Here is a 24,898-nt window from a genome sequence, read left to right as displayed (position 1 = left end):
ATGACTGAATCTTTTGCTCAACTCTTTGAAGAGTCCCTGAAAGAAATCGAAACCCGCCCGGGTTCCATCGTTCGTGGCGTTGTTGTCTCTATCGACAAAGACGTCGTTCTGGTTGATGCGGGTCTGAAATCTGAGTCTGCCATTCCGGCAGAGCAGTTCAAGAACGCAGCCGGCGAACTGGAAATTCAGGTTGGTGACGAAGTTGACGTTGCCCTGGATGCAGTGGAAGACGGCTTCGGTGAAACCCTGCTGTCCCGTGAGAAAGCTAAACGTCATGAAGCCTGGATCACGCTGGAAAAAGCTTACGAAGACGCTGAAACTGTTACCGGTGTTATCAACGGCAAAGTTAAAGGTGGCTTCACAGTTGAGCTGAACGGTATTCGTGCGTTCCTGCCAGGTTCACTGGTTGACGTGCGTCCGGTTCGCGACACGCTGCACCTGGAAGGCAAAGAGCTTGAATTCAAAGTAATCAAGCTTGATCAGAAACGTAACAACGTCGTGGTTTCACGCCGCGCGGTTATCGAATCTGAAAACAGCGCTGAGCGCGATCAGCTGCTGGAAAACCTGCAGGAAGGCATGGAAGTCAAAGGTATCGTTAAGAACCTCACTGACTACGGCGCATTCGTTGATCTGGGCGGCGTCGACGGCCTGCTGCACATCACCGACATGGCGTGGAAACGCGTTAAGCATCCGAGCGAAATCGTCAACGTGGGCGACGAAATCACTGTTAAAGTGCTGAAGTTCGACCGCGAGCGTACCCGTGTATCTCTGGGCCTGAAACAGCTGGGCGAAGATCCGTGGGTAGCTATCGCTAAGCGTTACCCGGAAGGCACTCGCCTGACCGGTCGCGTGACCAACCTGACTGATTACGGCTGCTTCGTTGAAATCGAAGAAGGCGTTGAAGGTCTGGTACACGTTTCTGAAATGGACTGGACCAACAAAAACATCCACCCGTCTAAAGTTGTTAACGTGGGCGACGTGGTTGAAGTTATGGTTCTGGACATCGACGAAGAGCGTCGTCGTATCTCCCTGGGCCTGAAGCAGTGCAAAGCCAACCCATGGCAGCAGTTTGCTGAGACCCACAACAAGGGCGATCGCGTTGAAGGTAAAATCAAGTCAATCACTGACTTCGGTATCTTCATCGGCCTGGACGGCGGCATCGACGGTCTGGTTCACCTGTCTGACATCTCCTGGAACGCGACTGGCGAAGAAGCCGTTCGTGAGTACAAAAAAGGCGACGAAATCGCTGCCGTTGTACTGCAGGTTGACGCAGAGCGCGAGCGCATCTCTCTGGGCGTGAAGCAGCTGGCTGAAGATCCGTTCAACAACTACATCACCCTGAACAAGAAAGGCGCCATCGTTACTGGTAAAGTAACTGCAGTTGACGCTAAAGGTGCTACAGTTGAACTGGCAGACGGCGTTGAAGGCTACCTGCGCGCTTCTGAAGCTTCACGTGACCGCGTTGAAGATGCAACTCTGGTTCTGAATGTTGGCGACGATGTTGAAGCTAAATTCACCGGTGTTGATCGTAAAAACCGCGTAGTTAGCCTGTCTGTTCGTGCGAAAGACGAAGCTGACGAGAAAGACGCCATCGCGACCGTGAACAACAAGCAGGAAGAAGGCAACTTCTCTAATGCTATGGCTGAAGCGTTCAAAGCAGCTAAAGGCGAGTAATCGACCTTAAGCAACCGGGCAGGTAAATCTGCCCGGTTACGGTAGCAAGCTGTCATACCTTTCCCACAAGGATTAACCGGAGGTTACATGACCAAGTCAGAACTGATTGAAAGACTTGCTGGCCAGCAGACTCATATTCCGGCGAAAGTCGTTGAGGATGCTGTAAAAGAGATGCTGGAGCACATGGCCACAACGCTGGCCCAGGGCGAACGCATTGAAATCCGGGGATTCGGCAGCTTTTCTTTGCATTACCGCGCACCGCGTACGGGTCGTAACCCGAAAACGGGCGATAAAGTGGAACTGGAAGGTAAATACGTTCCCCACTTTAAGCCGGGCAAAGAGCTGCGAGACCGTGCAAACATCTACGGCTAAGCCGTAACCGAACGCAGAAACGACATCCCCGGATGTCGTTTTTTTTTGCCTGCTGTTTTTATGCGAGCCTGCCCGGCCTGTTGCGTATGCTGCATGTAATTCTCACTTATTTTCCCGATGCCGCGCTTAAAAGATAAAACTCCCGCCTGATTACGATCCGCTCTGTCTGCATACTCAGCCTGTTAAACAGGAGTGAGATGAAAATGACAGGGACGATATTTGCCAGAATCGCTATTCTCGCCGCACTGCCGCTGCTGTTTCTTCACCAGCTTCCACCGGCGGCAGGCATCACGGCGATCGCCTTTGCAGGCCTGGTATTATGGTGGACAACCCTGTTCTGGCTGCGTATCACAGGGATAGCGCTGCTGATGTCTGCCTGGATGCTGGGAGCGGCGCGTTCAGACGTCACCGCAACAGAAGCAGCCAGCAGCGCGCCTGCAACGTACAGCGTACGGATTGATGAAGTCCGGCAAGAGAGACAGCAGATCAAGGTGCAGCTACTCAGGCGAGAAGGGCGCTACCTCTTTCCTCCGCGTTTCGCCTGGCTGTCGCTGGGAGAAAGCCAGCAGGATTATTGCCCGGGACAACGCTGGTCGATGAAGCTCAACCTCAGGCCCGTCCACGCAAAGCTCAACGAAGGGGAGTTCGATGCGCAACGTTTTGCGCTGGCTAACCATATGGCGCTGCGGGGCCGTATTCAACAGCAACAGCCTGAATCCCTGACCTGCAGCTGGCGCTGGCAGCTTATTATGCGTGATATGCCGATCATTAGCGCTCTTGAGCAGAGCGCGGTTATCCAGGCTCTGGCTTTCGGCGAGCGAGCAGAGATGGACGATGCGCTGCGCCAGCTGCTGCGGGAAACCGGAACGGCGCATCTGATGGCGATTTCAGGCATGCATATCGCGCTGGCCGCCAGCAGCGGCTGGCTTATCGCGCGCGCTGTTCAGCTGTTTCTGCCGACGCGTCTTATCGGCTATCTGTTTCCGCTGTTGATGAACTGGCTGGCGGCGGCGCTCTATACCTGGCTTTCGGGCAGCTATGCGCCCGCTCAGCGAACGCTGTTTGCCCTGACGCTGTGGGTCATCTTTCGCCTCAAAGGGGTGCAGCCCGGCGGCTGGCAGGTCTGGAGCCTGTGCGTTGGCGGGTTACTGCTGCTCGATCCTCTGAACGTGCTGTCAGAAAGTTTCTGGCTCTCGGCGCTGGCGGTGGCCATCTTGCTGACGTGGTATCACTGGTTTCCTTTACCTGAGCGATGTCGCCACGGCTGGCGCTGGCTGCCGGTTCAGCTGCTGCATCTTCAGCTCGGCATGACGCTGCTAATGGCTCCGCTCCAGGTCATGCTGTTTGAGGGAATCAGCTTCTCGGCGCTGGCGGCGAATATGCTGGCGATACCCGCCATTACTTTTATCAGCGTTCCGCTGATTCTGCTGGCGATACTGACGCCGGCTGGCGCGCTCTGCTGCGCTTTGTGGCGGCTGGCCGATACCTCCGTGGTCTGGCTGCTGGCGGCGTTAAAGGCCTTGCCTGATGGATGGTGGGCATTCCATGACGCTGGCACCCTGGCACTGTTGCTGTGGGGCGGACTGATCGCCTGGCGCTGCGCGCTGTTTTACGCGGCGCCGATCGGCTGTACAGCGCTGGTGGTGGCGCTTATCGTCTGGCGCTGGCCGCGCGAAGAACCGGGCTGGCGTATTGATATGCTGGATGTCGGACAGGGGCTAAGCGTGGTTATTCGCCAGGGTAAAGAAGCAATGCTCTATGATACCGGCCCGCGCTGGGAAAACGGGGATGCGGGCACGCGCCACGTTATCCCCTGGCTGTCACGGAAACATCTGCAGCTACAGACGGTAGTCCTCAGCCATCGTCATCTCGATCACAGCGGCGGCCTTAATGCCATAAAAACCCGCTGGCCTGACGTGCCCATACGCAGCGCGACGCTGGATGACGATCATCTGCCCTGCGTACGCGGCACGCGCTGGCGCTGGGGTGCGTTAAATGTCGAAGCGCTGTGGCCGTTAAAGCGCTCGAAGCTCAGCAACAATAATGATTCCTGTGTGCTGAGTATTGATGACGGCGTTACGCGTTTGCTGCTGATGGGCGATCTGGAAGCATCGGCGGAGCGGCAGCTGGTCGCGCTGGAAAAAAGTCGTCTTAAGGCCGATATCATCCAGGTTCCGCATCACGGCAGCCGCACCTCGTCAACGCCGTTGCTGCTGCGCAGCGTAGACGGTCGTATCGCCATCGCCTCTATGGCGCGCTACAACGCCTGGCGTATGCCGGTCAAAAGCGTGCTGGAAAACTACCGACGCGCGGGCTTCGCCTGGTATGACACCGCGCAATCGGGCCAGATAACTGTCACGGTTGCCGGGCGCAAAATCGCGGTTTCCGGGTTAAGAGAGCAAATTTTGCCCCGTTGGTATCATCAGTGGTTTGGCGTCAAACGCTAATCCAGGTAGAATGAGCGGCTATTTCAAACAACGTGAATAAATGATGCATCAAGATAAAGATCTCTCAACGTGGCAGACATTTCGTCGACTCTGGCCGATGATCGCGCCCCATAAAGCGGGTTTATGCGTGGCCGCTGTGGCCCTGATACTTAACGCCGCGGGCGACACGCTCATGCTCTCCCTGTTGAAGCCTTTACTGGATGATGGGTTTGGCAAAGCGGATAAATCGGTACTGATCTGGATGCCGCTGGCCGTTATCGGTCTGATGCTGATCCGCGGCGTCACCAGCTATATTTCCAGCTACTGCATCTCCTGGGTCTCCGGCAACGTCGTGATGAATATGCGTCGCCGTCTCTTTAGCCACATGATGGGCATGCCGGTCTCGTTCTTCGACCAGCAGTCAACAGGCACGCTGCTGTCGCGCATCACCTACGATTCTGAGCAGGTCGCCTCCTCCTCATCCAGCGCGCTGGTTACCGTTGTGCGCGAAGGGGCCTCGATTATCGGCCTGTTTATCATGATGTTCTATTACAGCTGGCAGCTGTCGCTCATCCTGATTGTGCTGGCGCCGATTGTCTCTCTGGCCATTCGCTCGGTCTCTAAGCGCTTCCGCAGCATCAGCAAAACCATGCAGAACACGATGGGGCAGGTAACGACCAGCGCCGAGCAGATGCTGAAAGGGCATAAAGAAGTGCTGATTTTCGGCGGTCAGGAAGTCGAGTCCGAACGTTTCGCCCGCGTCAGCAACCGTATGCGTCAGCAGGGGATGAAGCTGGTATCGGCTTCATCTATCTCCGATCCGGTTATCCAGTTGATCGCTTCGCTGGCGCTGGCGTTCGTGCTCTATGCTGCCAGTTTCCCTAGCGTGATGGAGACGCTGACCGCAGGTACCATCACCGTGGTCTTCTCATCGATGATCGCGCTGATGCGCCCGCTTAAATCCCTGACTAACGTCAACGCGCAGTTCCAGCGCGGCATGGCAGCGTGCCAGACCCTCTTCTCCATTCTTGATAGCGAGCAGGAGATCGATACCGGTACGCGCGAAGTAGTGCGCGCCAAAGGCGACGTCGAGTTCCGCAATGTCACCTTTACCTATCCCGGACGCGATATACCGGCGCTGCGCGATATCAATCTGGCGCTGCCAGAAGGGAAAACCGTTGCGCTGGTCGGGCGTTCAGGCTCAGGGAAGTCAACGCTGGCCAGTTTGCTGACGCGCTTTTACGATATTCAGCAGGGCGAAATCCTGCTGGACGGCCACGACCTGCGCGAATATACGCTGCGTTCGCTGCGTAATCAGGTGGCGCTGGTATCGCAGAACGTGCATCTGTTCAACGACACCATCGCAAATAACATCGCCTATGCGCGCAGCGAGCAGTACAGCCGCGCCGAGATCGAGAAAGCCGCTACCATGGCGCACGCTATGGACTTCATCAACAAGATGGATAACGGGCTGGATACGGTGATTGGCGAAAACGGCGTGCTGCTCTCCGGCGGTCAGCGCCAGCGTATCGCGATTGCGCGCGCGCTGCTGCGCGACTGCCCGATCCTTATTCTGGATGAAGCGACCTCCGCACTGGATACCGAGTCCGAGCGTGCGATTCAGTCGGCGCTGGATGAGCTGCAGAAAAACCGCACTTCGCTGGTTATTGCTCACCGCCTGTCGACCATCGAAAAAGCCGATGAAATCGTGGTCGTTGAAGATGGCCGTATCGTTGAGCGCGGCACGCACGCTGTTCTGCTGGCTCAGCAGGGCACCTATGCCCAACTGCATAAGATGCAGTTTGGCCAATGATTGAGCGCATTTGGAGTGGACGCTCGCCGCTGTGGCTGCTGTTGTGGCCGCTCAGCCTGATCTATGGCGCGGTCTCCTCTCTGATTCGCCTCAGCTACCAGCGCGGCTGGCGTAAAAGCTGGCGCGCGCCGGTACCGGTCGTGGTGGTCGGCAACCTCACTGCGGGCGGCAATGGCAAAACGCCGGTTGCGATCTGGCTGGTGCAAGAGCTGCAGCGCCGGGGCGTGCAGGTCGGCGTGGTGTCGCGCGGCTACGGCGGCAAAGCGGAGCGTTATCCGCTGCTGGTTAACGCCGAAACGCCGACGGAGCAGGCGGGCGATGAGCCTGTGCTAATCGCCCAGCGCAGCGGCGCGCCGGTCGCGGTGGCGCCAAAACGTCGCGCCGCGGTTGAGGCGCTGCTCGCCGCTCAGCCTGTTGATCTTATTATTACTGACGATGGTCTCCAGCACTACGCGCTCCAGCGCGATCGCGAAATCGTAGTGGTTGACGGCGTGCGCCGATTCGGCAACGGCTGGTGGCTGCCGGCAGGGCCTATGCGCGAGCGCGCCTCTCGCCTGCGGCAGGTCGATGCCGTTATCGTTAACGGCGGTGCTGCAGAGCCAGGTGAAATTGCTATGTCGCTGCGGCCTGGCGAAGCGGTTAACCTGCAAACGCAGCAGTCAGTACCGCTTTCCGCCCTGAAAAAGGTGGTGGCGATGGCGGGGATTGGGCATCCGCCGCGCTTCTTCGCTACGCTTAAGCAGTATGGCGTCACGCCAGTAACCGAGATCGCCTTCGCCGATCACCATGCCTACAGCAAAGATGAGCTCGCCGGTTTGGTGGCCGCGGACCATATCCTGCTGATGACCGAAAAAGACGCGGTGAAATGCCGACGCTTCGCCCAGCCCAACTGGTGGTATCTGCCGGTCGAGGCAGAGCTGAGCGGCAGCGCGGTCGCGCCGCTGCTGGATGATATCGAACGTCTGGCGCGGCAGGGCGCTGACTAACTTCACGCCGAACGCAGGAAGGGAATGAATACAACGCTTTCGCTTTCGCTTCAACAGGCTCGTCATCTTCATCTGGCCGCGCAGGGTCTGCTGCGTACGCCACCCAAACGCGCGCGCTTTTCCGATCTGCTCGCCGCTGTCCGGCGCATGTCGCTGCTGCAAATCGATACCATCCACGTTGTCGCGCGCAGCCCTTATCTGGTGCTGTTTAGCCGCCTCGGCAGCTATCCGCAGCGCTGGCTGGAAGAGGCGCTGGCGCAGGGCGCGCTGTTTGAATACTGGGCGCACGAAGCCTGCTTTATCCCGCGCGAAGACTACCGTCTGCTGCGCCACCGCATGCTTCAGCCTGAGCGCCTTGGCTGGAAATATAATGCCCAGTGGGTACGCGATCATCAGCAGGAGATCGCTGACCTGTTGCAGCATATCGCAGAGCAGGGGCCGGTGCGCGCCGCTGACTTCGCCAGCGGCGACGATCACAAGCCAGGCTGGTGGGCGTGGAAGCCGCATAAGCGCCATCTGGAGAACCTTTTCAGCGCGGGCGAGCTGATGGTCAGCGAGCGGCGCAATTTCCAGCGGGTTTACGATCTGCGATCGCGCGTGCTGCCGGAATGGCAGGATGCGCTACATGCCCTTAGCGAAGCGGATGCGCAGTGGGAAATGCTGCGCAACAGCGCACGCAGTCTCGGTATTTTCCGCGCCGCCTGGCTGCCTGATTACTATCGTCTCAGACGGGTGGCGCTGAAACCTTTCCTGGAAAAGGCGCAGCAGGCGGGCGAAATCGTTCCGGTCGAGGTTGCCGGGCTGGGCGAAATGTGGCTGCATCACGATCTGCTGCCGCTGCTTGACGCGCCGCTTAACGCCACGCACAGCGCTATCCTGTCGCCGTTTGATCCGGTCGTCTGGGATCGTCGTCGGGCGCTGGAGCTTTTCCAGTTCGACTACCGCATTGAGTGCTATACGCCAGAGGCGAAACGCAAGTATGGCTACTTTGTGTTGCCGGTGCTGCACCGCGGCGTCATTAAGGCCAGGCTGGACGCCCGTATGCTGCGCCAGGCGCGGCAGCTGGTGATTAAAAATTTTTGGCTGGAGCCAGATACGCGCGTGACCGCCGCTTTTATCAAAGATATTCGCCAGGCGATTAGCCGCTTTGCGGCGTGGCAGGATGCGGAGAGCGTCATATTTGAGCAAATGCCCGCTGCGCTGCAGCCACACTGGCCCGCAGAGTGGGCGCTCAATAGCTGAGCTTTGCGGTTTGCGCCGCAGTTTCCTGGCCGCTTTCCGCGCACGCTGAAACACTGCGCTGTGGTATCCTTAGCGCCTTATGCAATCGGTCCGTGATGGAGGACATATGGATCACCGTTTACTTGAAATCGTTGCCTGCCCGGTATGCAACGGCAAACTTTACTACAACAACGCGCAGCAGGAGCTGATTTGTAAACCTGACGCGCTCGCCTTTCCGGTACGCGACGGTATCCCGGTACTGCTGGAAAACGAAGCGCGCACCCTCGCCGTTGAAGAGATCCATCCATGAGTTTCACGGCGATTATTCCTGCGCGCTACGCCTCGACGCGCCTGCCCGGCAAACCGCTGGTCGATATCGCCGGAAAGCCGATGATCGTTCATGTGATGGAGCGCGCGCGCGCCTCTGGTGCCAGCCGCGTGATTGTCGCGACGGATCACCCGGACGTAAAAGCGGCGGTTGAGGCCGCAGGTGGCGAAGTTTGCATGACGCGCGCCGACCATCAGTCAGGTACGGAGCGTCTGGCAGAAGTGATCGAAACCTGCCGCTTTGCCGACGATGAGATTATCGTCAACGTGCAGGGCGACGAGCCGCTTATTCCGCCGGAAATCGTGCGTCAGGTGGCGGCAAACCTGGCAGGCGCGCAGGCGGGTATGGCGACGCTGGCAGTGCCGATTCATGACGCGGAAGAGGCGTTTAATCCTAACGCAGTAAAAGTAGTGATGGACGCCCAGGGCTATGCGCTCTATTTTTCGCGCGCCACCATTCCCTGGGATCGCGAGCGTTACGCCGCCTCCCGTGAGGAAGCTGGCGATACGCTGTTGCGCCATATCGGTATCTACGCCTACCGCGCCGGTTTTATTCGTCGTTATGTTTCGTGGGCGCCTTGCCCGCTGGAGCGTATCGAGCTGCTGGAACAGCTTCGGGTGCTCTGGTACGGCGAAAAGATTCACGTTGCCGTAGCGGAAACCGTACCGGGCGTAGGCGTGGATACGCCGGAAGATCTGGCGCGCGTACGCGCCGCGCTGCAGGGGTGACAGCGTCGGGGAGTTCTCCCCGACGCTTTTATTGATCTGTTTCTGTATTTTTGCCCGCTGAGGCCTCCAGGATGGTGTGACAGGTTCCTTGAGGAGGATGCATGGAAAGTCTCAAATCTGAACTGTCGCTGGTGCTGGGCGAGACGGTCAGCCGACTCGAAACTATCAGCGAACAGCCGCCAACGCGGTTGTATGCACTTTACGATCGCCAGGATAAACCGATGCCGCTGGTGGCGAAATATTTTCGTCATCCGGGACGCGCCGCGCTGGAGGCAAAAAAGCTGGCGCTGCTGGGCCATGAAGGACTGGTCGCCGTACCTGCGGTCTACGGCCTGGTGCTGAGTCAGCAGTTGCCAGTGCATGAAATGCTGCTGATGGCGCGTCTCAACGGCGTTTCCGCCGAAGCGCCGACCCGTGACGCCGAACGCTGGCGGCAGCTGTGCGAAGAGGTGGTCGAAGGGCTGCTTGCCTGGCACCGCATCAGCAGCCATGGGCTGGTTGGCACCGTCGACAGCACGCAGCAAAACAGCTGGCCAGCCTGGTTCCATCAGCGCGTGGAAGTCTTATGGTCGACGCTCAGCTATCTCCAGCCGCCTTCTTTCACCCTTGCCGATCGGCAGGTGCTGTTTCGCAGCCGCGCGCAGCTGCCCCATCTCTTTCGCGACTTTGACGATCCCTGCGTGATGCTGCATGGCAATCTGCGGCTGACCAGCATCATCAAAAACGCGCGCAGCGATCAGCTGGTGGCAATGACGCAGCCTGGCGTCATCTTATGGGCGCCGCGCGAATATGAGCTGATTCATCTGGGCGACAGCCCGGCGGAGCAGGCGCTAATGGCGCGCTATCTGCAGTGCGCGCCGGTCTCCGAAGGCTTCCTGTGGCGGCGCTGGCTTTACCAGCTGTGGGACTGTATCGACGGGCTGGTGCAGTATGGCGCGTTCGATCGTCCGCGCTTCGATTACGCGCGGGCGCAGCTACTGCCCTGGCTCGGCTGAAGGGGCATCGCCGCCTTTCAGCCACTGCCACGCCTGGCCCAGCGACTCATAAACAACGCGGTCGCTGTGGCTTAGCCACAGCGGAGAAGGGATAGCGCGCTCCCACCAGTTGAGCGGCGAGGTGACCGCCAGCTGATTAGCGGGCGCGGCAACAGGCGTTAAGCCTGCGGCATGAAAGAAAGTAAGCGCCCGCGCCATATGATTGGCGGAGGTCACCAGCAGGAAAGGTCGCTGGCTGACGACGCCGCGCACCGCGTGCGCTTCCTCTTCGGTGTCTTTCGGCTGATCCAGCACCAGGATATGATCCTGCGGCACGCCCAGGCTCAGCGCGACCGATGCGGCAACCTGGCCGTTGCTGACGGGATTCTGTCCGGCGGCGGCGCCGGTAAAGATCATCGTCGCCTGCGGGTTGCGTCGCCACTGCCGCACGCCTTCGGCGACGCGCGGCAGGCTGTTGCCGATCAGATTCGAACTCGGCGCCCAGGCGGGATTAAAGGTGTAGCCGCCGCCCAGCACGACGATAAAATCGACCTTCTCTGCGCCGTTCCAGGTGGGGTAGCGCGATTCCAGCGGCAGCAGCAGGCGATCGGCGATCGGCTGCAGGCTCAGCAGCAGCAGTAGCGCCCAGCTCAGCGAGACTAAAATTTTGCCGCTTTTATGCCAGCGGCTAAACCAAAGCAATAAAATACCCGCTGCCATTAACAGCAGCAGCAGCGGTAAAGGCATTAGCAGGCCGCCCACCACTTTTTTCAGCCCAAAAAACATCAAAAAAACTCCTTGTTGTCCGAAAAAACAGCAGCCGGAAAGGAAGAAGGGGATGAAAGGTTCATTCTTCTTGAGCCTGTGACAAAATAGCATACGTTTGAGCGCAGCATACCGGAGCCCACGCCATGCAGGATCGTAACTTTGACGATCTCGCGGAAAAATTTTCGCAAAATATTTACGGCACGACCAAAGGGATTGTGCGTCAGGCGATCCTCTGGGACGAGCTGGAGACGATTCTGCCTACGCTCGGCACAGCTCCTCTGCGCGTGCTGGACGCCGGCGGCGGGCTGGGGCAAATTTCCAGCGGGCTGGCGCAGCGCGGTCATCAGATCCTGTTATGCGATCTCTCGGCGGAGATGCTGCGCCGGGCGCAGCAGCATGCCGAGGCGCAGGGTGTGAGCAATAACATGCAATTCAGACAAATCGCCGTACAGCAGGTGGGCGAGCATTTGGATACGCCGGTGGATCTGGTATTGTTTCACGCTGTGCTTGAGTGGGTCGCAGAGCCTGAAAAAGCGCTACAGGCGCTGTTTGACGCATTGCGGCCAGGCGGCGTTATGTCGCTGATGTTTTTTAACCGCCACAGCCTGGTGTTTCGCAACCTGACGCTGGGAAACTTCGGTTACCTGCGCGTCAATATGGCGAAACAGAAGAAGCGCTCTCTGTCGCCGGATTACCCGCGCGATCCTGACGATGTCTACCGCTGGCTTAGCGCCTGCGGTTTCGACATTGAACAGCGTACGGGCGTGCGCGTCTTCAGCGATTATATGAAAGCGCCGCCGGCAGACGGCGGAGGCGATGCAAGCATTCTTGAGATGGAGCGACGCTACTGTCGCCAGGAACCCTTTTTAAGCCTGGGACGTTACATTCACGTAACCGCGCGTAAACCAGGAAAGCAGGAAGAATTATGAGTGAATTTTCCCAGACGGTACCCGAGCTGGTCAGCTGGGCGCGCAAGAACGACTTTTCGCTTGCGCTGCCGGTCGATCGTCTGGCCTTTTTGCTGGCCATCGCCACCCTGAACGGCGAGCGCATGGATGGCGAAATGAGTGAAGGCGAGCTGATCGATGCTTTTCAGCACGTCAGTAAGGCATTTGAACAGACCCATGAGACCGTCATGGTGCGCGCCAACAACGCCATCAACGATATGGTGCGCCAGCGCCTGATTAACCGCTTTACCAGCGAGATGACGGAAGGCCATGCCATTTATCGTCTGACGCCGCTGGCGATCGGCATCACCGACTACTACATCCGTCAGCGCGAGTTCTCTACGCTGCGCCTGTCGATGCAGCTGTCGATCGTGGCGGGCGAGCTGAAACGCGCCGCCGACGCGGCGGAAGAGGATGGCGACGAGTTTCACTGGCACCGCAACGTCTTCGCGCCGCTGAAATATTCTGTGGCGGAAATTTTCGACAGCATCGACATGACGCAGCGTCTGATGGATGAACAGCAGCAGGCGGTCAAGAACGATATCGCCGATCTGCTGAACAAAGACTGGCGCGCGGCGATCTCCAGCTGCGAAATGCTGCTGTCGGAAACTTCCGGCACGCTGCGCGAGCTACAGGATACGCTGGAAGCGGCGGGCGACAAGCTGCAGGCCAATCTGCTGCGTATTCAGGACGCGACGCTCAGCAGTCCCGATCTCGGCTTTGTCGATAAGCTGGTGTTCGATCTGCAAAACAAGCTGGACCGCATTATCAGCTGGGGCCAGCAGGCGATCGATCTCTGGATCGGCTATGACCGCCACGTCCACAAATTTATTCGAACCGCCATCGACATGGACAAGAACCGCGTATTTGCGCAGCGCTTGCGTCAGTCGGTGCAGAACTACTTCGACCAGCCCTGGGTGCTGACCTACGCCAGCGCCGATCGTCTGTTCGATATGCGCGACGAAGATCTGACGCTGCGCAACGACGAGGTGATGGGTGAACTCCCTGCCGAGCTGGAATATGAAGAGTTTAACGAAATCCGCGAACAGCTGGCGGCGATGATCGAAGAGGCGCTGCTGAGCTACAAATCCGAGCAGAAACCGCTCAACCTCGCCACGGTGATGCGCGACTATCTTGCCCAGTATCCGCGCGCGCGCCACTTTGACCTGGCGCGTATCGTGGTCGATCAGGCGGTGCGTCTCGGCGTGGCGGAAGCCGATTTAGCCGGCCTGCCCGCACAGTGGCAGGCCATTAATGATTACGGAGCCAAGGTGCAGGCACATGTCATCGACAAATATTGAACAAGTGATGCCGCTTAAGCTGGCACAGGCACTGGCGAATCCAGTTTTTCCCGCGCTTGACAGCCAGTTGCGCGCCGGGCGCCATATCGGCATCGAAGAGCTGGATCAACACGCTTTTCTGATGGATTACCAGCCGTATCTGGAAGAGTTCTACGCACGTTACAACGTTGAATTAATTCGCGCGCCAGAGGGCTTTTTCTATCTGCGTCCGCGCTCCACCACGCTTATTCCACGCTCGGTGCTTTCTGAGCTGGATATGATGGTCGGCAAGCTGCTCTGTTATCTCTACCTTAGCCCGGAGCGTCTGGCGAACGAAGGCATCTTCACCCAGCAAGAGCTGTATGACGAACTGCTGACGCTCGCCGATGAGAACAAACTGCTCAAGCTGGTGAACCAGCGTTCGACCGGCTCCGATCTCGATCGGGCCAGGCTGCAGGAAAAAATGCGCGCGTCGCTGAGCCGTCTGCGTCGACTCGGCATGGTGTGGTTTATGGGCAACGACAGCAGCAAATTCCGCATTACCGAATCGGTGTTCCGCTTTGGCGCCGACGTGCGCAGCGGCGACGATCCGCGTGACGCGCAGCTGCGGCTGATCCGCGACGGCGAAGCGATGCCGCTCGACAGCATTAGCAGCGAGCCGGATGATATTGACAGCGAAGCGAATGATAGCGCGGAGGAAGAACAGGCATGATTGAACGCGGAAAATTTCGTTCGCTTACTTTGATCAACTGGAACGGCTTTTTTGCCCGAACCTTTGATCTTGACGAACTGGTCACCACCTTATCGGGCGGCAACGGCGCCGGTAAATCCACCACCATGGCCGCCTTCGTTACGGCGTTAATCCCGGATTTGACGCTGCTGCACTTCCGTAATACCACCGAAGCGGGCGCAACCAGCGGCTCGCGCGATAAAGGCCTGCACGGCAAGCTGCGCGCCGGCGTGTGCTACGCGGTGCTGGACGTTATCAACTCGCGTCACCAGCGCGTGATTGCGGGCGTGCGTCTGCAGCAGGTAGCGGGCCGCGATAAAAAGGTCGATATCAAACCGTTCAGCATTCACGGGCTGCCGATGGATAGCCAGCCGACCGATATGCTGACCGAGATTATGAACAGCCGTCAGGCGCGTGTGCTGCCGCTGAGCGAAGTCAAAGAGCGCGTCGAAGCGCAGGAAGGGGTGCAGTTCCGCCAGTTCAGCTCGGTCACCGACTACCATGCGATGATGTTCGAACACGGTATCGTGCCGCGTCGTCTGCGCTCCGCTGGCGATCGCAGCAAGTTCTACCGTTTGATTGAGGCATCGCTCTATGGCGGTATCTCCAGCGCCATTACCCGCTCGCTGCGCGACTATCTGCTGCCGGAAAACAGCGGCGTGCGCAAAGCGTTTCAGGATATGGAAGCGGCACTGCGCGAAAACCGCATGACGCTGGAGGCGATCCGCGTTACGCAGTCCGATCGCGACCTCTTTAAACACCTTATCTCCGAAGCCACCAGCTATGTGTCGGCGGACTATATGCGTCACGCCAACGAGCGACGCATCCATCTCGACGGCGCGCTGCAGCTGCGCCGCGATCTCTTCTCCAGCCGCAAACAGCTGGCGTCGGAGCAGTATCGCCATATTGAGATGGCGCGAGAGCTTGCTGAACACGGCGGCGCGGAGAACGATCTGGAAGCGGACTATCAGGCCGCCAGCGATCACCTCAATCTGGTGCAGACCGCCATGCGCCAGCAGGAAAAAATCGAGCGCTATGAGGCGGATCTCGACGAGCTGACCCACCGTCTGGAAGAGCAGAACGAGGTGGTAGCGGAAGCGCGCGAAGTGCAGGAAGAGAACGAAGCGCGCGCCGAAGCGGCGGAGCTGGAAGTGGACGAGCTGAAAAACCAGCTGGCCGATTTTCAGCAGGCGCTCGACGTTCAGCAGACGCGCGCGATTCAGTATCAGCAGGCGCTGCAGGCGCTGGAGCGCGCCAGAACCCTGTGCCAGCTGCCGGATTTGACTATCGACAACGCCGACGAATGGCAGGCGCGTTTCCAGGCGACCGAAGAGGAAGCGACGGAGACGCTGCTGCGTCTGGAGCAGAAGCTGAGCGTGGCGGAAGCGGCGCACAGCCAGTTCGAACAGGCGCTGGCGCTGGTGACCAGCATCGCTGGCAACGTGCCGCGTCAGGAAGCCTGGCAGACCGGCCGCGAGCTGCTGCGCGACGCCGCCAACCAGCGTCATTACGCCGAGCAGCTCTCATCGCTGCGTCTGCGTCTTAACGAACTGGAGCAGCGCCTGCGTGAACAACATGAGGCGGAGCGGCTGCTGGCGGAGTTCTGTAAACGCCAGGGCGCGCACTATGACGCCGACGCGCTGGAAGGGCTGCATAGCGAGCTGGAAGCGCAGATTGAACAGCTCAGCGCCAGCGTCTCCGACGCCGGCGAGCGCCGCATGGTGATGCGTCAGGAGCTGGAGTCGCTGCGCGAACGCATCGCAGCCCTGACCGCGCGCGCGCCGCACTGGCTGGCGGCGCAGGAGATCCTGACGCAGCTCAGCGAGCAGACCGGCGAAGCGCTGGAAAACAGCCAGCAGATTACCGAATTTATGCAGCAGCTGCTGGAGCGCGAGCGCGAAACCACGGTTGAGCGTGACGAAATCGCCGCGCGCAAACGCGACGTTGAGCGTCAGATTGAACGCCTCAGCCAGCCTGGCGGCGCGGAAGACGCGCGCCTGACGCAGCTGGCGGAACGCTTCGGCGGCGTGCTGCTCTCTGAAATTTACGACGACGTTACGCTTGATGACGCGCCTTACTTCTCGGCCCTCTACGGCCCGTCGCGCCACGCTATCGTCGTGCCGGATCTGTCGCTGGTGCGCGAGCAGCTCGACGGTCTGGAAGAGTGCCCGGAAGATCTCTATCTGATCGAAGGCGATCCACAGTCGTTCGACGACAGCGTCTTCGCCGTGGAAGAGCTGCAAAACGCGGTGGTGGTGAAAGTGGCGGAGCGGCAGTGGCGCTATTCGCGCTTCCCGAAAATCCCGCTGTTCGGCCGCGCCGCGCGCGAGAACCAGCTGGAGCTGCTGCACAACGAGCGCGATCGTCTGGCGGAGCGTTATGCCACGCTCTCGTTCGACGTGCAGAAAACGCAGCGCCTGCATCAGTCCTTCAGCCGTTTTATCGGCACCCATCTGGCGGTCGCCTTTGAGGAAGATCCAGAAGCGCAGATTCGCCAGTATAACGCGCGCCGCACCGAGCTGGAGCGCGCGCTGAACCAGCATGAAAGCGACAACCAGCAGCAGCGCCAGCAGTATGAGCAGGCGAAAGAGGGCGTGGCGCAGCTTAACCGTCTGCTGCCGCGCGTGAACCTGCTGCTGGACGATACGCTGGCCGATCGCTGCGACGAGATCCGCGAACAGGTAGAGGTCGCGCAGGAAGCGGCGCGTTTCCTGCATCAGCATGGCGCGAAACTTACGAAGCTTGAATCGCTGATTAGCGTATTGCAGAGCGATCCGGAACAGCATGAACAGCTTCAGGCGGACTATCAGCAGGCGCAGCAGCAGCAGCGCGTTGCGCGTCAGCAGGCGTTCGCCCTGACGGAAGTCGTACAGCGTCGCGCCCACTTCAGCTACGGCGACTCTGCCGGCATGCTGAACGGCAACAACGATCTCAGCGATAAGCTGCGTCGCCAGCTGGAACAGGCTGAAGGCGAGCGCAGTCGCGCGCGCGAACGCCTGCGCGAACATCGGGCGCAGCTGACGCAGTACAGCCAGGTGCTGGCGTCCCTGAAAAGTTCGCACGATACCAAGCGCGACATGCTGAAAGAGCTGCTGCAGGAGATGCAGGATATCGGCGTGCATGCGGACGCCAGCGCGGAAGAGCGCGCGCGCATTCGCCGTGACGAACTCTACGCCGCGCTGAGCCACAACCGCGCCCGCCGCAACCAGCTGGAGAAACAGCTCACCTTCTGTGAAGCGGAGATGGAGAACCTGCAGAAGCGGCTGCGCGTGCTGGAGCGCGACTACCATCGCATTCGCGAGCAGGTAGTCAGCGCCAAAGCGGGCTGGTGCAGCGTGCTGCGTCTGGTGAAAGAGAATGGCGTCGAGCGACGCCTGCACCGTCGTGAACTCGCTTATCTGAGCGGCGACGAGCTGCGTTCGATGTCGGATAAGGCGCTGGGCGCGCTGCGTCTGGCCGTGGCGGATAACGAGCATTTACGCGATGTTCTGCGCCTGTCGGAAGATCCCAAACGTCCGGAGCGCAAAATCCAGTTCTTTATCGCCGTTTATCAGCATCTGCGCGAACGTATCCGTCAGGATATCATCCGTACCGATGATCCAGTCGAGGCGATCGAGCAGATGGAGATTGAGCTGAACCGTCTGACCGAAGAGCTGACGGCGCGCGAGCAGACGCTGGCGATCAGCTCGCGCAGCGTGTCGAACATTATTCGTAAAACCATTCAGCGCGAGCAAAACCGCATCCGTCAGCTGAACCAGGGTTTGCAGATGGTGAGCTTCGGCCAGGTGCGCAGCGTGCGGCTTAACGTTAACGTGCGCGAAGCGCATGCCACGCTGCTGGATACCCTGTCGGAAGAGCATGAACAGCATCAGGATCTGTTTAACAGCAGCCGCCTTACTTTCTCCGAAGCGCTGGCGAAACTCTATCAGCGTCTGAATCCGCAGATCGATATGGGCCAGCGTACGCCGCAGACCATCGGCGAAGAGCTGCTGGACTACCGCAACTATCTGGAAATGGAAGTGGAGGTTAACCGCGGCTCCGACGGCTGGCTGCGCGCCGAGAGCGGGGCGCTGTCGACCGGTGAAGCGATCGGTACCGGGATGTCGATTCTGGTGATGGTGGTGCAGAGCTGGGAAGAGGAGTCGCGCCGCCTGCGCGGCAAAGATATTTCCCCTTGCCGTCTGCTGTTCCTTGACGAAGCGGCGCGTCTGGATGCGCGCTCTATCGCCACGCTGTTTGAACTCTGCGAGCGTCTGGAAATGCAGCTGGTGATTGCGGCGCCGGAAAACATCAGCCCGGAAAAAGGCACTACCTATAAGCTGGTCCGTAAAGTGTTTAACAACACGGAACATGTTCACGTCGTCGGCCTGCGCGGTTTCTCTGCCGATGCGACGCCAGCACGCCGCGACAGCGCCGAAGAGGCGGGTCTGGAAGCGGAAAACTCGCAGGTTTAATCTGTTCAATAATTACCGCTTTGGGTAATCTGTAAACGGCGTTTGGCCTGTGAGGCAAATGCCGTTTTTTATTTGTATACTCAGGTCATGAGTAGCAGCCCAGTTGCAGCGGATCCAGGAAACGCTGCGTGGTAAACAAATGAGGGGGCAGGGATGTTGCTGACCAATAAAACCAACAATTATGTTTTTTCACTGCTGGCGATAGCGCTGGCCTTTACGCCGCTGCATTTCACACAGGCGGCCGTTATTGCAGCGTTACCCGGTACTACGCACGCGGCTATTTCGGTAAGCGGCAGCCAGCAGCGCCTGCGCCAGGCGTTTGCCGGTAAAGAGCCGCCATTCTATCTGGCCTCTCTCGCGTCGCTTTATGCGGCGCACAATATGCAGCCAATGTGGCAGGATCGCGCAGCGGTGCAGCAGTTTCAGCAGCAGCTGGCTGAAGTGGCGATGTCGGGCGTTCAGCCGCAGTTTACGCGCTGGATCGATCGCCTGACCGATCCTGGCATTAGCGGCTTTGCGCGCGATGTGGTGCTCAGCGATGCCATGCTGGGTTATCTGCAGTTCGTCTCCAGCGTGCCGACCCAGGGCGAAAGCTGGCTCTACAGCAACGTGCCTTACAAACTGGCGCAGCCGTCGGTGGCGGTAGTGAACCAGTGGCAAAAGGCGGTGCTGGCGGGCGCGTCCGCCTCTTTTGTCTCTTCGCTGGCACCGCAGCATCCGCAATATGCGCCGATGCACGCTGCGCTAAAACAGCTGTTGACCGACGCCCGCCCCTGGCCGCAGCTGAAAAACCGTGAAACCCTGCGCCCCGGCCAGGTCAGCGATGATGTTCCTGCGCTGCGCGAAATCTTACAGCGTACCGGCATGTTTACCGCCCAGACCGCTGCGCCAAGCCCTGCGGACGACGCGGTGCCGACAGCGCCTGTTCCGGTAAGCCAGAGCGCGCAGCCCGCTGCGGTCAGCCCCTCAGCGGCCAGCGTCGGCGATCTCGCGACGCAGACGCCGCAGGCCGTTGGCAGCGTGCAAAACGGCGCCGCTGAGGCAGGCAGCAATAACGTCTATGACGCCACCCTGGTAGAGGCCGTTAAGCGCTTTCAGCAGTGGCAGGGACTGGGCAACGACGGCAATATCGGCCCGCGCACCCGCGAGTGGCTCAACGTCACGCCGCAGATGCGCGCCGCGCTGCTGGCGTTGAATATCCAGCGTCTGCGCCTGCTGCCGGATGATATGCACAACGGCATCATGGTTAATATCCCTAACTATTCTCTGACCTACTACAACAACGGCAATAAGATCCTTTCGTCGCGCGTGATTGTCGGACGTCCCGATCGCAAAACGCCGCTGATGCGCAGCGCGCTTAATAATGTGGTGCTCAACCCGCCGTGGAACGTGCCGACGACGCTGGTTCGTCAGGACATTATTCCTAAGGTGAAGCAGGATCCGAGCTATCTCTACAAACACGGTTATACGCTGCTCTCCGGCTGGAGCGCGGATGCGGAAGTGATCGACCCCAGCATGATTGACTGGAGCATGGTTTCAGCCTCATCTTTCCCCTATCGCGTGCGTCAGGCGCCGGGCAACACCAACTCGCTGGGCCGCTATAAGTTCAACATGCCTAGCTCAGATGCTATCTATCTGCACGACACGCCAAACCACGGACTGTTCCAGCGTGATATACGCGCGCTAAGCTCAGGCTGCGTGCGCGTCAACAAAGCGTCAGAGCTGGCGGGTCTGCTGCTGCAGGATGCAGGCTGGAATGATTCACGCATTTCCGATCAGTTAAAACAGGGCGACACGCGCTACGTGCCGATCCGGCATCGTATTCCGGTAAACCTCTACTATCTGACCGCCTGGGTGGCCGACGACGGCAAGCCGCAGTTCCGAACAGATATTTACAATTATGATAACCCAGCCCGTTCAGGCAGCCAGGCGCTGGCTCGCGCCGGACAGCTGCTGCTCTAATCCTTGATTTTCAAACTCTGTTCCTTTTTGCTACCGCTGCGATAAGGATTCCACAAAGGCGATCTCATCCGGGATCGCCTTCCAAACTTCTCTACGGCGGGTTGACGGGACTTGGGCGGACGGTTATGGTTCGGCCTTGTGCGGTTTTTGCACATTTCGATGGCTTCAACTCAGGTAACCGTTTTTCATGTCCAGTTTTAATTTAACACGTCGCAAATTGCTTCTTGGCGGAACGGCTGCGGCCGGGATGGCGCTACTGCCCAACGCAGCTATGGCCTCGCTTTCAACGTCACGTCCTCGCGTACTGACGTTGAGCAATCTTCACACCGGTGAAACCCTTAAAACTGAGTTTTTTAACGGGAAAAGTTACGATAAGAGCGAGCTGGCTCGCCTGAACCACTTTTTTCGTGATTATCGCGCCAATCTGACTAAAAGCATCGATCCCCATCTGTTCGATCAGATCTACCGCCTGCAGGCGCTGCTGGAAACCCGCAAGCCGATCCAGCTGGTCTCTGGCTATCGCTCGCTGGCAACCAACAATATGCTGCGCGAAAGCGGCCCAGGCGTGGCGAAGCACAGCTACCACACCAAAGGGCAGGCGATGGATTTCCATATTGAAGGCATCGCGCTGAATAACATCCGCAAAGCAGCCTTAACAATGCGCGCCGGTGGTGTAGGATATTATCCTCGCAGCAACTTCGTTCATATTGATACCGGGCCGGTACGGCACTGGTAATGACGCCGGCAACGCTGCGTGCGCCGGTCATGGAGCGTTATGAACTACCACATTATTCCTGTTACCGCCTTCGCGCAGAACTGTTCCGTTATCTGGTGCGAGGCGACTCGCGACGCCGCTCTGGTCGATCCGGGCGGCGATGCGGCTAACATCATTGAGACGCTCCAGCAGCTCAATCTTACGCCTGCGCAGATTTTACTGACACACGGCCATCTGGATCATGTGGGCGCGGCGGCGGAGCTGGCTGCGCACTATCAGGTGCCCATCGTCGGGCCGCACAGGCTGGATGCCTTCTGGCTGGAAGCGTTGCCGACGCAGAGCAGGATGTTTGGTCTGGCGGAGTGCGCGCCTTTTACGCCGGATCGCTGGCTGGAAGAGGGCGACAAGGTTCAGGTTGGTGAGGTTGAGCTGGAGATTCTGCATACGCCTGGCCACACGCCGGGTCATATCGTCTTTTTCGATCGAGCAGGCCGTCTGCTTATCTCAGGCGATGTGATCTTCCACGGCGGTGTAGGACGTACGGACTTTCCTCAGGGTAGTCATCAGGCGCTGATCGCATCAATTAACGATAAGCTGCTGCCGCTGGGCGACGATGTGACTTTTGTTCCTGGCCACGGTGCTGTTTCAACGCTGGGCCGCGAGCGTATTAGTAATCCTTTTCTGCAATAAAACCTTTCTGCCATAAAAAATGGGCCGAAGCGGCCCATTCACGTAGCTGACACACTCACTGCGCGCGTTCGCGCATGAGTGGCCCGGCGAGCTTACAGCACAGCCACAATCGCTTCGCACAGCGCTGACATATTATCCGGCGTCATGCCTGCAACGTTAACGCGGCCCGAATTGACCGCATAAACAGCAAATTCGTCGCGCAGGCGGATAACCTGATCTTTGGTCAGACCGCTAAAAGAGAACATACCGTTCTGCTGGATAATAAAGCTGAAATCGCGCGTTGCGCCTTTCTCCGCCAGGGTGTTCACAAACAGCTGACGCATGCGCTGGATGCGCTGGCGCATATCGGTCAGCTCCTGCTCCCAGATGGTACGCAGCGCCTGGTTGCTGAGTATGGTCGCCACTACCGCTGCGCCATGCGCCGGTGGGTTGGAGTAGTTAGCGCGGATAGTGTATTTCACCTGGCTGAAGGCGGTCTCGGCCGTGGCAGCATCGGCGGCGACCAGTGTAATGGCACCTACGCGCTCATTATATAAGCCGAAGTTTTTGGAGTAAGAACTGGCGACGATCAGCTCCTGATGCGAGGCGGCGAAAATACGCAGGCCTTCCGCATCTTCATTCAGACCGCGAGCAAAGCCCTGATAGGCAAAGTCAAAGAGCGGTAGCCAGCCTTTAGCCTGAGAAAGCTGCGCCAGCTGGCTCCACTGCTCTGCTGTGGGATCGATGCCGGTCGGGTTGTGACAGCAGCCGTGGAACAGCACCACGTCGCCAGCTTTCGCCTCCTGCAGGGCGGCCAGCATGCCGTCGAAATCGAGCTGGTGCTTTTCCGCGTCGTAGTAAGCGTATTCGCACACTTCAAGGCCGGCGGCGTTGAAGACGTTTTTATGGTTCGGCCAGCTGGGGTTGCTCACCCAGACGCGTTTGACGCTGGTCTGGGTAGCGAGAAAATCAGCCGCGACGCGCAGCGCGCCGGTGCCGCCTGGGGTCTGCGCGGTACGCGCGCGGCCAGCGGCAATCAGCGGATTCTCTGCGCCAAACAGCAGCTCCTGAGTGCAGCGTGCAAAATCGGCCAGGCCATCAATGCTGAGATAATTTTTAGTGGTTTCGTTTTCCAGCAGATACTGCTCGGCTTTTTTTACGCTGGTGAGCACCGGCGTATTGCCGGTTTCGTCTTTATAAACGCCGATGCCGAGGTTGATTTTGTGCGGGCGGTCGTCAGCGCGAAACAGATCGGCCAGCCCAAGAATAGGATCGGCAGGTGCCGCAGAGATAGATTCAAACATGAGTCGTGTCCAGTAGCGTGAACTTTAACGAAATGAGCCTTCAGGTTAACGTCAGCGCTGCGCATTGCCAACCGTTTACGCAAAAAATCGTCATTCAGCAGCGGTCATTCGGGATGCTTATGGCTGAGAAGAGGGAAGCGTCGTTTTACAGGGGATTTCAGGATCGTGAATTTCAGGCATAAAAAAACGGAGCCGAGGCTCCGTTTTTTACGGCAGGCAACTTAGAACTGGTAAACCAGGCCAACACCGACCACGTCGTCTGTATTCAGACCCAGCGGGTTGTTGTCATCCAGCTGGTTGATTTTGTAATCAACATAGGTAGACATGTTTTTGTTGAAGTAGTAAGTCGCGCCGATGTCGAAATATTTGTACAGGTCAGCATCACCGATACCTTCGATATCTTTGCCTTTCTGCTGCACGTAGGCCACGGATGGACGCAGACCGAAGTCAAACTGGTACTGAGCAACTAACTCAATAGTCTGGCTTTTGTTGACGAAAGCAGTGCCATCGACAACGGTATTATTAGCGCCAGGTACGCTGACGCCGAAGAATGAAGAGTTACGGCCTTCACCATACATTGCTGCCAGGTAAACGTTGTTCGCATCATACTTCAGCGCAGTTGCCCAGTTTTCAGCGCGTTTGCCCTGGCCGTATACGTTACCGTTGACGTCAGTAGTACCCGCTGCCTGAGCATTAGTACGGTCGCTGCTGCTATATGCACCAACGATGCCTACACCGATTGGTGAGGTATAAGAGGTTGACACACCCCAGCCGTCGCCGTTAGCACGACGAACGTCGCTACGGTCGTTTTTACCCTGATACTGAACTGCGAAGTCCCAGCCATCTACCAGACCGAAGAAGTTCTTGTTGCGGTAGGTCAACAGACCGGTGCTACGACCGTTCATGAAGTTGTCTGAGCTGCCCCAGTCGCCACCGAAAACTGGCAGCATATCGGTCCAGCCGATTGCATCGTAAACCAGACCGTAGTTACGGCCGTAGTCGATTGAGCCAGCGTCGCCGAATTTCAGACCGGCGAAGCCCAGACGGGTTTTGTTGCCGTCTTGTGCGTCTGCACCTTCTGAGTTGTTTGCCTGAATGTTGTATTCCCACTGGCCGTAACCGGTCAGCTGGTCATTAATCTGGGTTTCACCTTTGAAGCCGAAGCGAACATAAGACTGATCGCCATCATCACCAGTGCTGTCAGAAAATTGGTGACGCGCATCTACTTTGCCGTACAGATCCAGCTTATTGCCGTCTTTATTATAAACTTCTGCTGCGTTTGCTGCGCCGGCAGCTAACAGAGCAGGGATAACCACTGCAAGAATGTTGCGCTTCATCATTATTTATTACCCTCATTGGAGTTTATTCGGACACCTGCCACTGCCGTCAAGAAACCGTTACGGAACCCTGAGAGAAGTTTGGTGTCTTCCTGTGTCTGCACGCATCTTTCCATCCTGTAGCGGGATATGCCACTGTGAAAATGCTACTAAACTCGTAATCTGGTTTCTAAAAGCAAATTTGTATTGCAGGATGTAAATTTTGGGGAA

Annotated in this window: 19 protein-coding genes; 16 read left to right on the top strand and 3 right to left on the bottom strand. The window is 58.3% G+C overall.

The features are described from left to right. The 9 genes from rpsA to MHZ89_RS03340 all read left to right on the top strand — a co-directional run bounded on the left by rpsA (position 1) and on the right by MHZ89_RS03340 (position 10,543). Positions 1 to 1,674: a 30S ribosomal protein S1 gene (gene rpsA / locus MHZ89_RS03380; protein WP_081136357.1), complete on the top strand. Its 1,674-nt coding sequence runs from the start codon at positions 1 to 3 to the stop codon at positions 1,672 to 1,674. 87 nt (positions 1,675 to 1,761) lie between these two features. Beyond that, complete coding sequence (gene ihfB, locus MHZ89_RS03375) at positions 1,762 to 2,046, top strand: integration host factor subunit beta (protein WP_033751281.1); 285 nt, start codon at positions 1,762 to 1,764, stop codon at positions 2,044 to 2,046. A gap of 197 nt (positions 2,047 to 2,243) precedes the next feature. Then, the gene (locus MHZ89_RS03370) at positions 2,244 to 4,493 is read left to right on the top strand and encodes a DNA internalization-related competence protein ComEC/Rec2 (RefSeq protein ID WP_311781850.1); all 2,250 of its coding nucleotides are present in this window, start codon (positions 2,244 to 2,246) and stop codon (positions 4,491 to 4,493) included. Between the two features lie 43 nt (positions 4,494 to 4,536). Beyond that, the gene (msbA, locus tag MHZ89_RS03365; protein ID WP_311782251.1) at positions 4,537 to 6,285 is read left to right on the top strand and encodes a lipid A ABC transporter ATP-binding protein/permease MsbA; all 1,749 of its coding nucleotides are present in this window, start codon (positions 4,537 to 4,539) and stop codon (positions 6,283 to 6,285) included. Then, a complete protein-coding gene (lpxK, locus tag MHZ89_RS03360; RefSeq protein WP_311781849.1) occupies positions 6,282 to 7,271 on the top strand; it encodes a tetraacyldisaccharide 4'-kinase in 990 nt (329 codons plus the stop codon). Before msbA ends, lpxK begins: the two co-directional genes overlap by 4 nt. A gap of 24 nt (positions 7,272 to 7,295) precedes the next feature. Continuing rightward, a complete protein-coding gene (locus MHZ89_RS03355) occupies positions 7,296 to 8,513 on the top strand; it encodes a winged helix-turn-helix domain-containing protein (protein WP_311781848.1) in 1,218 nt (405 codons plus the stop codon). A 106-nt stretch (positions 8,514 to 8,619) separates the two neighbouring features. Beyond that, positions 8,620 to 8,802, top strand: coding sequence for a Trm112 family protein (locus MHZ89_RS03350; RefSeq protein WP_033751266.1), 183 nt, complete (start codon positions 8,620 to 8,622; stop codon positions 8,800 to 8,802). Further along, positions 8,799 to 9,548 (top strand): 3-deoxy-manno-octulosonate cytidylyltransferase, encoded by a 750-nt coding sequence (kdsB, locus tag MHZ89_RS03345; RefSeq protein ID WP_311781847.1) that lies wholly within the window; start codon positions 8,799 to 8,801, stop codon positions 9,546 to 9,548. Before MHZ89_RS03350 ends, kdsB begins: the two co-directional genes overlap by 4 nt. Positions 9,549 to 9,649: 101 nt before the next feature. Continuing rightward, positions 9,650 to 10,543: a phosphotransferase gene (locus MHZ89_RS03340; protein WP_311781846.1), complete on the top strand. Its 894-nt coding sequence runs from the start codon at positions 9,650 to 9,652 to the stop codon at positions 10,541 to 10,543. Here the strand turns inward: MHZ89_RS03340 and elyC are convergent. Next, entirely contained in the window at positions 10,523 to 11,308 is a 786-nt protein-coding gene (gene elyC, locus MHZ89_RS03335) for an envelope biogenesis factor ElyC (protein ID WP_311782250.1), read from the bottom strand. The genes MHZ89_RS03340 and elyC overlap by 21 nt on opposite strands. A 125-nt stretch (positions 11,309 to 11,433) precedes the next feature. Here elyC and cmoM point away from each other — a divergent pair, with 125 nt between their 5' ends. From cmoM to MHZ89_RS03300, 7 genes are all read left to right on the top strand, one after another. Continuing rightward, entirely contained in the window at positions 11,434 to 12,219 is a 786-nt protein-coding gene (gene cmoM / locus MHZ89_RS03330; RefSeq protein ID WP_311781845.1) for a tRNA uridine 5-oxyacetic acid(34) methyltransferase CmoM, read from the top strand. Continuing rightward, positions 12,216 to 13,538, top strand: a complete 1,323-nt coding sequence (gene mukF / locus MHZ89_RS03325; RefSeq protein WP_103795362.1) for a chromosome partition protein MukF — start codon at positions 12,216 to 12,218, stop codon at positions 13,536 to 13,538. The genes cmoM and mukF overlap by 4 nt, the downstream gene beginning before the upstream one ends. Continuing rightward, on the top strand, positions 13,519 to 14,229 hold the full coding sequence (mukE, locus tag MHZ89_RS03320) for a chromosome partition protein MukE (protein ID WP_311781844.1): 711 nt from the start codon (positions 13,519 to 13,521) through the stop codon (positions 14,227 to 14,229). The genes mukF and mukE overlap by 20 nt, the downstream gene beginning before the upstream one ends. Then, positions 14,226 to 18,701: a chromosome partition protein MukB gene (gene mukB / locus MHZ89_RS03315; RefSeq protein ID WP_311781843.1), complete on the top strand. Its 4,476-nt coding sequence runs from the start codon at positions 14,226 to 14,228 to the stop codon at positions 18,699 to 18,701. Before mukE ends, mukB begins: the two co-directional genes overlap by 4 nt. A gap of 153 nt (positions 18,702 to 18,854) precedes the next feature. Beyond that, the gene (gene ldtD / locus MHZ89_RS03310) at positions 18,855 to 20,663 is read left to right on the top strand and encodes a L,D-transpeptidase (RefSeq protein ID WP_311781842.1); all 1,809 of its coding nucleotides are present in this window, start codon (positions 18,855 to 18,857) and stop codon (positions 20,661 to 20,663) included. Positions 20,664 to 20,850: 187 nt separating this feature from the next. Next, the gene (locus MHZ89_RS03305; protein WP_081135811.1) at positions 20,851 to 21,399 is read left to right on the top strand and encodes a YcbK family protein; all 549 of its coding nucleotides are present in this window, start codon (positions 20,851 to 20,853) and stop codon (positions 21,397 to 21,399) included. Between the two features lie 39 nt (positions 21,400 to 21,438). Beyond that, positions 21,439 to 22,068, top strand: a complete 630-nt coding sequence (locus tag MHZ89_RS03300) for an MBL fold metallo-hydrolase (protein WP_311781841.1) — start codon at positions 21,439 to 21,441, stop codon at positions 22,066 to 22,068. A gap of 92 nt (positions 22,069 to 22,160) precedes the next feature. On the opposite strand, the gene MHZ89_RS03295 is transcribed toward MHZ89_RS03300, so the two are convergent. Together MHZ89_RS03295 and ompF are read right to left on the bottom strand one after the other, a co-directional pair. Then, the gene (locus tag MHZ89_RS03295) at positions 22,161 to 23,351 is read right to left on the bottom strand and encodes an amino acid aminotransferase (RefSeq protein ID WP_311781840.1); all 1,191 of its coding nucleotides are present in this window, start codon (positions 23,349 to 23,351) and stop codon (positions 22,161 to 22,163) included. A 221-nt stretch (positions 23,352 to 23,572) separates the two neighbouring features. Further along, positions 23,573 to 24,691, bottom strand: coding sequence for a porin OmpF (ompF, locus tag MHZ89_RS03290; protein WP_311781839.1), 1,119 nt, complete (start codon positions 24,689 to 24,691; stop codon positions 23,573 to 23,575). Between the last annotated feature and the right edge of the window lie 207 nt (positions 24,692 to 24,898).

Source organism: Pantoea sp. ACRSB, from assembly GCF_022346905.1.
GTDB classification, from domain to species: Bacteria; Pseudomonadota; Gammaproteobacteria; order Enterobacterales; family Enterobacteriaceae; genus Pantoea; species Pantoea piersonii.
Note: the sequence above shows the minus strand (reverse complement) of the source record. Positions and strands in the feature narration are given on the sequence as shown.

What these genes read in the sequence shown, in the direction of transcription:
- rpsA (WP_081136357.1), top strand. Translation starts at nt 1, where the DNA reads ATGACTGAATCTTTTGCTCAACTCTTTGAAGAGTCCCTGAAAGAAATC.
- mukB (WP_311781843.1), top strand. Translation starts at nt 14,226, where the DNA reads ATGATTGAACGCGGAAAATTTCGTTCGCTTACTTTGATCAACTGGAAC.
- MHZ89_RS03295 (WP_311781840.1), bottom strand. Translation starts at nt 23,351, where the DNA reads ATGTTTGAATCTATCTCTGCGGCACCTGCCGATCCTATTCTTGGGCTG.
- MHZ89_RS03355 (WP_311781848.1), top strand. Translation starts at nt 7,296, where the DNA reads ATGAATACAACGCTTTCGCTTTCGCTTCAACAGGCTCGTCATCTTCAT.
- cmoM (WP_311781845.1), top strand. Translation starts at nt 11,434, where the DNA reads ATGCAGGATCGTAACTTTGACGATCTCGCGGAAAAATTTTCGCAAAAT.
- elyC (WP_311782250.1), bottom strand. Translation starts at nt 11,308, where the DNA reads ATGTTTTTTGGGCTGAAAAAAGTGGTGGGCGGCCTGCTAATGCCTTTA.
- ldtD (WP_311781842.1), top strand. Translation starts at nt 18,855, where the DNA reads ATGTTGCTGACCAATAAAACCAACAATTATGTTTTTTCACTGCTGGCG.
- mukF (WP_103795362.1), top strand. Translation starts at nt 12,216, where the DNA reads ATGAGTGAATTTTCCCAGACGGTACCCGAGCTGGTCAGCTGGGCGCGC.
- kdsB (WP_311781847.1), top strand. Translation starts at nt 8,799, where the DNA reads ATGAGTTTCACGGCGATTATTCCTGCGCGCTACGCCTCGACGCGCCTG.
- ihfB (WP_033751281.1), top strand. Translation starts at nt 1,762, where the DNA reads ATGACCAAGTCAGAACTGATTGAAAGACTTGCTGGCCAGCAGACTCAT.
- mukE (WP_311781844.1), top strand. Translation starts at nt 13,519, where the DNA reads ATGTCATCGACAAATATTGAACAAGTGATGCCGCTTAAGCTGGCACAG.
- msbA (WP_311782251.1), top strand. Translation starts at nt 4,537, where the DNA reads ATGCATCAAGATAAAGATCTCTCAACGTGGCAGACATTTCGTCGACTC.
- MHZ89_RS03350 (WP_033751266.1), top strand. Translation starts at nt 8,620, where the DNA reads ATGGATCACCGTTTACTTGAAATCGTTGCCTGCCCGGTATGCAACGGC.
- MHZ89_RS03370 (WP_311781850.1), top strand. Translation starts at nt 2,244, where the DNA reads ATGAAAATGACAGGGACGATATTTGCCAGAATCGCTATTCTCGCCGCA.
- MHZ89_RS03340 (WP_311781846.1), top strand. Translation starts at nt 9,650, where the DNA reads ATGGAAAGTCTCAAATCTGAACTGTCGCTGGTGCTGGGCGAGACGGTC.
- MHZ89_RS03300 (WP_311781841.1), top strand. Translation starts at nt 21,439, where the DNA reads ATGAACTACCACATTATTCCTGTTACCGCCTTCGCGCAGAACTGTTCC.
- lpxK (WP_311781849.1), top strand. Translation starts at nt 6,282, where the DNA reads ATGATTGAGCGCATTTGGAGTGGACGCTCGCCGCTGTGGCTGCTGTTG.
- ompF (WP_311781839.1), bottom strand. Translation starts at nt 24,691, where the DNA reads ATGATGAAGCGCAACATTCTTGCAGTGGTTATCCCTGCTCTGTTAGCT.
- MHZ89_RS03305 (WP_081135811.1), top strand. Translation starts at nt 20,851, where the DNA reads ATGTCCAGTTTTAATTTAACACGTCGCAAATTGCTTCTTGGCGGAACG.